Here is a 9,167-nt window from a genome sequence, read left to right on the forward strand (position 1 = left end):
GCCCTGGCTGAAGCGTGCCCCGCTGGCGCTCAGCCCACCAGCAGGTCGTGGTACTCCTCGTGCCGCTGCAGGAAGGCTTCGGCATAGGAACACGCCGGCACCACCTTGTACTTCTGTTCGCGGGCAAAGCGCAGCGCGACGCGGGTCAACTCGCCGGCGATGCCACGGCCAGCGATCGGCTCGGGCACTTCGGTGTGGGTGATGACCATGCGCCTGCGCTTGATCTGGTAGTCCAGTACCGCCAGCTGTCCTCGCACACGAGCGGTGAAGCGGTGGTTGGCCAGGTCGTGCTCGACCTCGTAGGCCAGACCGGGGGGCGTGACCGAAGCCATGGAACTGTCTCCTGCGGCGACTGCGTGGATGGTGCGCAGCCGGGCGCCATGATCGCGTGAAGCCTGAACAGGGGCAAGTCCAGTCCGTTCACGTCACTTTTCGACCCTCAAGCTGGAGCCGGGGCGGCCGCTATCGCCTGTGGAGGGGTCTGCCTTGGCTGGCACGGCCCTTGCGAACGTTGATCACGTGCACCCCGCGGAGGCTTTCATGCACCCCAGCGACACCCATTCGGACACCGACCACGCCCTGCTCGAGGGGCTGCTGCAACTGGCAGTGGAAGGGCAGACCGAAGACCAGGATTTCCAGCGCATCGGCGAAGAAGTGTTCGCCCGCCTGCTGGACACCTACGGCCAGCAGACCCGGGCCTGACCAGCAACCAGGTCCCTGCCCCGGGGTCGGATCCAGCGGATCCGACCCCAGCCCCTCAACCGCCGCCGAGGCGGAAGGTCGGGTTGGACAGTTCGCGCAGGAAGTGGCTGAAGATGCTCGGCTGCATGGCCAGCATGAAGATCACGCCGAACGCCGCGCCGGCCAGGTGCGCACTGTGGTTGATGCGGTCACCGCCACGCTTGTCCATCCAGATGCTGTAGCCGACATAGAACGCGGCGTAGATGATCGCCGGTGCCGGGATGAAGAACACCAGGATGATCGACCACGGCTTGATCAGGATGAAGGCGAACAGCACCGCCGACACCGCACCGGACGCCCCCAGGCTGAGGTAGTTCGGGTTCTTCTGGTTCTTCAGGTAGCTGGGCAGGATCGAGACCAGCAGCGCGCCGATGTAGAACGCCGGATAGGTCAGGTAGCTGCCGGTCAGCTGCACCATCACGCTCTCGATGAATCCCCCGAAGAAGAACAGGGTGATCATGTTGAAGATCAAGTGCGACCAGTCGGCGTGGATGAAGCCATAGGTCACCAGCCGGTCGTACTGGCGGTGACGGTCGATGGCCGGCGGCCACAGGATCAGCCGGTCGGCCAGCTTGCGGTTGTTGAACGCCATCCAGGACAGGATGGCGGTGATGGCGATCAACAGCAGATTGACAGGGGTCATCTCAGGCTCAGGCGCTGCGGTAGTTGTCGACCATACGATAGCGTTTTGCATACCAACCGAACGCCAACGCCGCGATGAAGGCAAAGCCGGCGAAGAAGAACATCAGGAAGGCGGCCTCGCTCAGCCCGGTACTGGCAATCTGGTGGGTCACCGCATCGTTGCGCACCGCCGCGTTGGACAGCAGCACCCACAGGTTGCCGATGGTGGTGGTCAGGTTCCAGAAGCTCATCACCACGCCCTTCATCGCCTGCGGCGCCTGGCTGTAGGCGAATTCCAGGCCGGTGGCCGAGACCAGCACCTCACCGAAGGTCAGCAGCGCATACGGCAGCATCTGCCAGAAGATCGACATGGCGTTGCCACCGTCCATGATCACCTGGATGCCGCCGACCACGATCCAGGCCAGGCCGCTGAAGGCGATGCCGGCGGTCATGCGGCGCAGCGCGGTCGGCTCGAAGCCGAAGCGGCGCAGCGCCGGGTACAGCACCAGATTGTTGAACGGGATCAGGATCATCACCAGCAGCGGATTCAGCGCCTGCATCTGCGAAGCGGTGAACCAGCTCGGCATCTGCATCTGCTGGCCCTGCAGCACCCAGGTCGAGGCCTTCTGGTCGAACAGCGAGAAGAACGGCGTGGTCAGCGCGAAGATCACCAGCACGCGCAGCACCGAGCGCACGCCCTCCACCGCCTCGGCCGGATGCTGGCCGCGGGCGCGGTCCAGCTGCAGCCAGGTGCCGCCACCGATGCCGGCCAGGATGGCCACCAGCGCCAGGCACAGGCAGATCACGATGCCCAGCGAACCGACCAGGCCGAACGAGGCGGCGGCCAGCACCAGACCGGCAATGGCCATCACCAGGCCCGGACGGCCCTGGCCGGCCACGCGCGCGGTCAGCGCGGTGCGCACCACGTTGGCGAACGAATGCGGATCCTTCGGCGGCAGCGGCACCAGCACGTAGCGCTTGCGGCCCAGCCAGAACACGAAGGTGGCCACGAACATCAGGATGCCCGGGATGCCGAACGCCCACTGCGGGCCCCAGTTCTTCAGCACCAGCGGAATCAGCAGCGAGGCGAACAGCGAACCGAAGTTGATGATCCAGTAGAAGGCGTCGAAGACGATCTTGGCCAGGTGCTTGTTGCTCTGGTCGAACTGGTCACCCATGAACGAAGCCACCAGCGGCTTGATGCCACCGGCGCCGAGCGCGATCAGGCCCAGGCCGAGGAAGAAGCCTTCGCGGCTGTTCTCGAACAGCGCCAGGCACAGATGGCCGGCACAATAGACCAGGCTGAACCAGAGAATGGTGTGGTACTTGCCGAAGAACCTGTCGGCCAGCCAGCCACCGAGCAGCGGGAAGAAATACACGCCGATCATGAAGCTGTGCATGATGTCCTTGGCTTCACCGGCACGGCCTTCGGCTGTGATTTCCTGCAGCAGCAGCGAGGTGATCAGGAACTGCACCAGGATGTTGCGCATCCCGTAGAAGCTGAACCGTTCGCAGGCCTCATTGCCGATGATGTACGGGATCTGGCGCGGCATCTTTCCCTGGCCGGCGATGGGGGCGACTGCGTCGTGGCTCATCCTGTAAGGCATTCCTGCAAAGCGAAAGGCGCAAGATTACCGGAACCCGGGCTTGCGAGGCACGCTGCAGGGCTGCATGACAACGGTGGCAATCCATGGCAGGCGACGCCGACCCTGCCGGAAGTCACGGCACCTGCACGACAAAAGCGTAAACTTATCGTTATGCGCCCCCTCCCCCCCGCCCGCCTCCTGCTCAGCTGCCTTGCGCTGGTGCTGGCGTTGCAGGTGCAGGCGCGTCCACAGGCGCCAGCCAGTGCTGCCGCTGATGCAGAGCCCCGCCAGCTGACGGTGGCCGCCCTGGAACTGCCCAGCCGCGACGACGCGCAATGGAAGCTGCGCCGCGAGCAGGTCGCGCAGCTGCTCACCGAACTGCAGCCGGATGTGATCTCGGTGCAGCAGGTGCTGCAGCAGCAGGGCCGCAACCCGGCCTGCTGGCTGGCCAGCCGGTTGCGCTACAGCTGCGACTTCGTCACCGCCGACCCGCCCAGCCAGTCGCTGCGGCATGGCAACGCGATGCTGACCCGGTTGCCGGTCAGCGAAGACGGAGTCACCCTGCTGCATCCGCCTGGCACCTTCAGCGCGGCCGGCATGATGCGCCTGAAGCTGGGCCAGGCGCTGGTCAACATCTACGTGGCGCGGCTGCGCCCGGACCCGGACGAGGCGGCCGCCCGTCAGCATCAGACCAGCGATCTGATGACCTGGATCGGGGCCACGGCCGAAGGCATGCCCAGCCTGATCGCCGGTGATTTCTCGGCAACCACGGTGGAACTGGTGCGCAGCACGCCCGGCTTCCAGCCGGCCCGGCGCAATCCCGGCGGCCGCCCCGAAGCACCTGCGGCCAGTGGTGGCGGCGCCAGTGGCCACGGCCTGGACGTGCTGTTCCAGGTCAAGCACTTCGGTGGCATCCGCCAGCAGCCGATCCTGCTGCCGGCCGACGGTGATCTGCCCGGCCTGCGCCTGGGCGTGATGGCAACCCTGCGCCTGCAGGGCGATACGGCCACCGCGGAATAGGTAGTGCCGGCCGCTGGCCGGCTCCCCCGGCACCACACCGATGCCGGCCAGCGGCCGGCACTATCGAATGACTGCTGCAACAAAAAGGCCGGGGTCTCCCCCGGCCTTTTCATTTCATCCAGTGACGCAGATCAGGCGATCGCTTCCTGGTAACGGCGCTCGACTTCGTTCCAGTCGATGACGTTGAAGAACGCGCCGATGTATTCCGGGCGACGGTTCTGGTACTTCAGGTAGTACGCGTGCTCCCACACGTCCAGGCCGAGGATGGGGGTATTGCCTTCCATCAGCGGGCTGTCCTGGTTGCCGGTGCTTTCGACCACGACCTTCTTGTCCGGGGTCACGCTCAGCCAGGCCCAGCCACTGCCGAAGCGGGTCAGGGCGGCCTTGGTGAAGGCATCCTTGAACTTGTCGAAGCCACCCAGGTCCTTGTCGATGGCCTTGGCCACGTCGCCCACCGGGTTGCCGCCGGCGTTCGGCGCCATCACCGTCCAGAACAGCGAATGGTTGGCGTGGCCACCACCGTTGTTGCGCACCGGGCCCTGCAGGTTCTCCGGCAGCGACTTGAGCTTCTTCACCAGTTCTTCGACCGGCAGGTCAGCGTACTCGGTGCCTTCCAGCGCCGCGTTGACGTTGTTGATGTAGGTCTGGTGATGCTTGGTGTGATGGATTTCCATCGTCGCCGCATCGATATGCGGTTCCAGCGCGTCGTAGGCGTAGGACAGCTTGGGCAGGGTGTAGGCCATGATGCATCTCCTGATTGCGAGGGCACCCGACGGTGTCGGGCGGTGCGCGGTGAATGATGGGGACAGACCCCAAGATTACCAAGGGGGATGTAAAGGAAATTGCGTCCTGCCGGTGAGCATCCCGGCAATTGTTACGCAGCAGTGACGCGCCGCCCTCCTCATTCACCGTGCAGCGCGCAGGCGCTACAGTGCGTGCATCACCCTCGCCTGCCCCCGCCCATGCGCAACCCCCGGCTGCTGATCACCGCCATCGCCCTGCTGCTGCTCGGCCTGGTCGTCAACCAATTCATGCAGCGGCCACCGGCGCCGCAGTTCGCACCGGACCTGCAGGGCGCGCCCGCCGCGCGTGCACCGGCGGTGCGCAGTACCGGCGACGCCAGCGGGCTGCCGGCGTTCCTGCCCGCCGAGGCACGGCAGACCATCGCCCTGATCCAGCGCGGCGGCCCGTTCCCACATCGCCAGGATGGCAGCACCTTTGGCAACCGCGAGCAGCAGCTGCCACAGCGTGCGCGCGGCTACTACCGCGAATACACCGTCGATACGCCCGGCGCACGCACCCGTGGCACGCGCCGCATCGTTACCGGTGGCGATCAGCCGGAGGCGTGGTACTACACCGATGACCACTACGCGTCATTCCGCAGCTTCACCGTACCGGCCCAGGGAGCGCAGTGATGAGCCATGATGATTTCGGCCTCGGCCTGCATGACATCAACAATGCCGGCGTCTACGCCATCGACAGCGAGGACATCGGCGCGCTTGCCGCGGCGATGCGCGATGCCGGCCTGCGGGTGATCCGCATCGATCTGGAAGGCGTAGCGGACAAGCGCACGTTGCTGGCGCGGCTGGCCGCGCAGCTGGATTTCCCGGCCGGCTTCGGCGGCAATTGGGATGCCTTGTCGGACAACCTGCGCGACCTGCAGTGGCTGCCGGCCAACGGCTATGCATTGTTCCTGGCCGACGTGGACGCACTGCGGGCCACCACGCAGAAGGACTTCGACACCCTGCTGGACGTGATGGATGAAGCCAGCCGCGACTGGGTCGGCCGCGACGTGCCGTTCTGGGTGTTCCTGTCGCAGAGCGCGTAGGCGCAATGCCCTGGTAGAGGCCGGCCTTGGTCGGCGCTCATGCCAACCAAGGTTGGCATCTACCCAGGCGCGCCTGCACGACGACCACACCCCGCGATGGAAACAGGCGTGGACAACGGCAGCCGCTAGCGGCTCCCGTTGTCTTCCTGCAGTTCCTTCTTGAACGGGATGTCCGGCGGCGGACGCGCCACGGCCGGCTGGTCCTGCATGTTCGGATCACTCAGGCCGCAACCGCCACCGGCCTGCAGGATCGAGATCACGCAGGAAATCCGCGTGCTGGTGCCCGGCAGCGGGATTTCCATCGTCTGGATGCCCTTGCGCACCCACTCGGCCAGCAGCGATTCCTGCGGCACCCAGTATTTGTCGAACGAGGTGGGGGTGTAGTCGTACGGCGGCCGCTTCAACCACGTGCCCGACTGGGCGATGCGCTCCCGGCTCCAGCCATCATTGGCGCCGCCCGGCGCGCCGCGCTCGGCATGACCCTCACCGTCCTGCCCCGGTACACGCACGCTGCCATCGGCATTGAACAGGCCATCTCCCTTGCCTGCGCTGCTGGCCTGGCGGGCACCGCTGGCGGCGCCATCACGGTTGCGGCTGGACGCGCCCCAGTCATCGCCCTTGGCGGGGGTGGCCCAGTTGCCCGGAGTGGGCGCAGGGCGCGCGCCGGCCTGGCCGGGTGCGGTGCTGGGCACCGACGCTGCCGACGTCCGGTTGCTGGCCTGCGCCGCACTGCCGCTGGCCGCCGGCATAGCGGCCGGCGCACTGCCACTGGAGGTGGAAGGCGACGCTGCCGGCGCCGACGCGACGGCGCGCTCGCGCACCTGCACCTCGCGACCTGCCGGCGCACGCAGCGCCGGCGCGCGGCCGGCCACGTCCGCCATCCGCACCTGCGGATCGACCACTGCCTGTACCTCACGTTCGCGCACCTGCACGTCGCGCTGCGGTACGCGCACCTGCACATCAGCCGTGCGCAGCGGCTGCGGTGCAACCGGCGCATCCACCGCGCTGACCTCGCGTTCCTGCACCTGGATCTCACGCACCTGCGGCGCGCGCACCGCGACCTCCTGCGTCCGCAGCGGTGTCGGGGTGGGCGGCGCCTGCACCGGCTGCACGCTGCGCTCGCGCACCACCGGCGTGGCGTCGCGCGGCACGATGCTGACCTCGGTACGTGGCACGCTGACCGGAGGCACCACGAAATCGCTGCTGGCTTCGGCCACGGTGGTGGCCTGCACCGGCGAGGGCGGTGGAGCTGCCAGCGGCGCGGGTTCGGCAGTGGCAGGCGGCACGGACTGGCTGGCGGTGGGTGCCGCTGCTGGCGCGGGCGCAGGCGCCGATGCCGCGGCCGGACGCGGCTCGGGCGCGGTCGCCGCGCCCGCGTCATGGCCCGCCGCAACCTGACCGGCCGGCGCGGCCGCAGCCGCTTCAGCGCCGGGCTGATCGCCGCCGCCTTCCTGGCTGGCGCGGCCGACGAATTCCACCTGCACGCGCTCGCCCTCGGCGCCCTCTTCATCCGGCGCCGTGGTGCGGATCACCGCCACCCACAGCAGCAGAATGAAGAACAGCAGATGCAGCAGCGCACTGGCCAGCGCGGAGGTCCAGCGCATCCAGCGCTGGTCCCGCGGCGCGGCATCCCAGTCCTGCCAGAACAGGCGGCGCAGGGCCTGCCAGGGCGACAAACGCGGCAGCCGGCCCGGCGGGCCCGGCAGCGGCCGCGGCAGCAGCACCGCGATCACCTCACGGGCGTGCAATGGCCTGGGCAGCGGACCCAATGAGCGCAACCACAGCGCCCAGCCATACGGCAGGCGCGTGGTCTTTTCGAGGATGGCGCCTGGCTGCTGGCGCGCCAGCAGCAGGTCGATGAGTTGCTCGGCCCGGGTCAGAGGCACGCGTCGGCGATCAGGCGGCGTTGCCGCGCGGAATGTACGGCGCGTGGCCGCTGTCGTGGTCGGTCGCGTCGCGCACAGCGGTCACGCCCGGCACGCGCCCCATCAGGGTCTTTTCGATGCCCTGCTTGAGGGTCACGTCGGCCATGCCGCAGCCCTGGCAGCCGCCACCGAAGCGCAGCAGCACCACGCCTTCGGCCGAGACTTCCTGCACGGCCACCTTGCCCCCATGCGACGCCAGCTGGGGATTGATCTCGTTTTCCACCACCCAGTGCACGCGCTCGACCAGCGAGGCCGCATCGCCGGGCGCTTCGCCCTTGATGCGCGGTGCCTTGATGGTCAGCTGCTGGGTGCCGGCGCTGCCGGCGACGATATCGATCTCGGCGCCGTCGAGCCAGCCGACGCTGCCGGCATCGACATAAAGGGTGAAGCCATCGCAATCCACCGCCCACTCGTCGCCTAGCAGGTCGGTTGGCTCGGCGAACTCCAGCCGGGCGTCGGCGCGCGGCGTACCGGGATCGACGGCACTCAGGCGCACGCCCATGCCGGGCACGCCCTCGCGTTCGATCAGCTTGCGGAAGTGGGTCTGGGCAGTGTCGGAGATCTGGATCATCAGGCTATTCTAGCCAAGTCAGCGTCGGCCGCTCATTCGGTTTATACACCGTCCGGCGCATTGTTCAGTCAACACGAGGTGGAGGAACCCATGTCCGACCTGATTCCGCTGGCACAGGCGCACTGCGTGCCGCGAAAGGGCAGCGACCACAAGCTGGGCGAGGCCCGCCTGGCCGAGCTGCTGCCGCAGGTGCCGGGCTGGGAGCTGGCCGAGGCCGGCCAGGCGCTGGTGCGCACCTTCCGGTTCAAGAACTATTACGAAACGATGGCCTTCGTGAACGCGCTGGCCTGGATCGCCCACCACGAGGACCACCACCCGGACCTGGGCGTGCACTACGACCGCGCCGTCGTGCGCTATTCCACCCACGACGTGGGCGGCCTGAGCGAGAACGACTTCATCTGCGCGGCAAAGACTTCGGCCCTGACGGAGCAACTGCCATGAACGTACGTTTGCTGAGCCTGTCCCTGATCGCTGCGACCGGCCTGGCCGGCTGTGGCCCGTCCGAACCACCGGCACCGCCACCGACGCCGCCGACCGAAGTGGCCGCGGTGAAGACGCCGCCGCCGCAGTACCCGCTCGAACTGGCCTGCATGGGCGTGGGCGGCACCAGCACCTTCAAGGTGACCATCGGCACCGACGGCAAGCCCAGCGAGGTTGCTCTGCTGACCGGCGCTGGCAATCCGCAGCTGGACGAGCTGGCCAGGACCGCCGTGCAGGGCTGGCAGTTCAATGCCGCCACCCGCAACGGCCAGCCGGTACCGGCCACCATCCAGGTGCCGGTCAGCTTCAATCCGCCGCAGCCGAAGCCCGACCAGTGCTTCGCAATTGAAGAACGCCTGCGCCGCGGCGGCTGATCGCGCACTCCGACGAGGCCA

At 67.7% G+C, this 9,167-nt stretch carries 12 protein-coding genes; 6 read left to right on the forward strand and 6 right to left on the reverse strand.

The annotated features are described in order from the left end of the window. Positions 1-29: 29 nt before the first annotated feature. Positions 30-332, reverse strand: a complete 303-nt coding sequence (locus AC5YGJ_RS07325; RefSeq protein ID WP_006455911.1) for a GNAT family N-acetyltransferase — start codon at positions 330-332, stop codon at positions 30-32. Between the two features lie 208 nt (positions 333-540). Here AC5YGJ_RS07325 and AC5YGJ_RS07330 point away from each other — a divergent pair, with 208 nt between their 5' ends. Then, positions 541-702, forward strand: coding sequence for a hypothetical protein (locus AC5YGJ_RS07330; RefSeq protein ID WP_181358714.1), 162 nt, complete (start codon positions 541-543; stop codon positions 700-702). A gap of 55 nt (positions 703-757) precedes the next feature. Here AC5YGJ_RS07330 and AC5YGJ_RS07335 read toward each other — a convergent pair whose 3' ends face one another. Both AC5YGJ_RS07335 and AC5YGJ_RS07340 read right to left on the reverse strand, forming a co-directional pair. After that, positions 758-1,384 carry a rhomboid family intramembrane serine protease gene (locus tag AC5YGJ_RS07335; RefSeq protein ID WP_107230927.1) on the reverse strand — a complete coding sequence of 209 codons (627 nt, stop codon included), beginning with the start codon at positions 1,382-1,384 and terminating at the stop codon, positions 758-760. 7 nt (positions 1,385-1,391) lie between these two features. Beyond that, on the reverse strand, positions 1,392-2,957 hold the full coding sequence (locus AC5YGJ_RS07340) for a POT-type proton-dependent oligopeptide transporter (RefSeq protein WP_249843509.1): 1,566 nt from the start codon (positions 2,955-2,957) through the stop codon (positions 1,392-1,394). A 162-nt stretch (positions 2,958-3,119) separates the two neighbouring features. Between AC5YGJ_RS07340 and AC5YGJ_RS07345 the strand changes: the two genes are divergently transcribed. After that, complete coding sequence (locus AC5YGJ_RS07345; RefSeq protein WP_496186174.1) at positions 3,120-3,968, forward strand: endonuclease/exonuclease/phosphatase family protein; 849 nt, start codon at positions 3,120-3,122, stop codon at positions 3,966-3,968. 131 nt (positions 3,969-4,099) lie between these two features. On the opposite strand, the gene AC5YGJ_RS07350 is transcribed toward AC5YGJ_RS07345, so the two are convergent. Continuing rightward, positions 4,100-4,711 carry a superoxide dismutase gene (locus tag AC5YGJ_RS07350; RefSeq protein ID WP_005410310.1) on the reverse strand — a complete coding sequence of 204 codons (612 nt, stop codon included), beginning with the start codon at positions 4,709-4,711 and terminating at the stop codon, positions 4,100-4,102. Between the two features lie 219 nt (positions 4,712-4,930). Between AC5YGJ_RS07350 and AC5YGJ_RS07355 the strand changes: the two genes are divergently transcribed. Together AC5YGJ_RS07355 and AC5YGJ_RS07360 are read left to right on the forward strand one after the other, a co-directional pair. Further along, positions 4,931-5,383 (forward strand): guanyl-specific ribonuclease, encoded by a 453-nt coding sequence (locus AC5YGJ_RS07355; RefSeq protein WP_496186175.1) that lies wholly within the window; start codon positions 4,931-4,933, stop codon positions 5,381-5,383. Beyond that, positions 5,383-5,796 (forward strand): barstar family protein, encoded by a 414-nt coding sequence (locus AC5YGJ_RS07360; RefSeq protein ID WP_496186176.1) that lies wholly within the window; start codon positions 5,383-5,385, stop codon positions 5,794-5,796. The genes AC5YGJ_RS07355 and AC5YGJ_RS07360 overlap by 1 nt, the downstream gene beginning before the upstream one ends. Before the next feature lie 125 nt (positions 5,797-5,921). On the opposite strand, the gene AC5YGJ_RS07365 is transcribed toward AC5YGJ_RS07360, so the two are convergent. Both AC5YGJ_RS07365 and AC5YGJ_RS07370 read right to left on the reverse strand, forming a co-directional pair. After that, complete coding sequence (locus tag AC5YGJ_RS07365; RefSeq protein WP_496186177.1) at positions 5,922-7,682, reverse strand: hypothetical protein; 1,761 nt, start codon at positions 7,680-7,682, stop codon at positions 5,922-5,924. Positions 7,683-7,692: 10 nt separating this feature from the next. After that, complete coding sequence (locus tag AC5YGJ_RS07370; RefSeq protein ID WP_005410314.1) at positions 7,693-8,292, reverse strand: NfuA family Fe-S biogenesis protein; 600 nt, start codon at positions 8,290-8,292, stop codon at positions 7,693-7,695. A gap of 90 nt (positions 8,293-8,382) precedes the next feature. Between AC5YGJ_RS07370 and AC5YGJ_RS07375 the strand changes: the two genes are divergently transcribed. Then, entirely contained in the window at positions 8,383-8,733 is a 351-nt protein-coding gene (locus AC5YGJ_RS07375) for a 4a-hydroxytetrahydrobiopterin dehydratase (protein ID WP_107230933.1), read from the forward strand. Next, on the forward strand, positions 8,730-9,146 hold the full coding sequence (locus AC5YGJ_RS07380; protein WP_249843504.1) for an energy transducer TonB: 417 nt from the start codon (positions 8,730-8,732) through the stop codon (positions 9,144-9,146). Before AC5YGJ_RS07375 ends, AC5YGJ_RS07380 begins: the two co-directional genes overlap by 4 nt. Positions 9,147-9,167 lie beyond the last annotated feature (21 nt).

It is taken from the genome of Stenotrophomonas sp. CS3K5, from assembly GCF_059515225.1.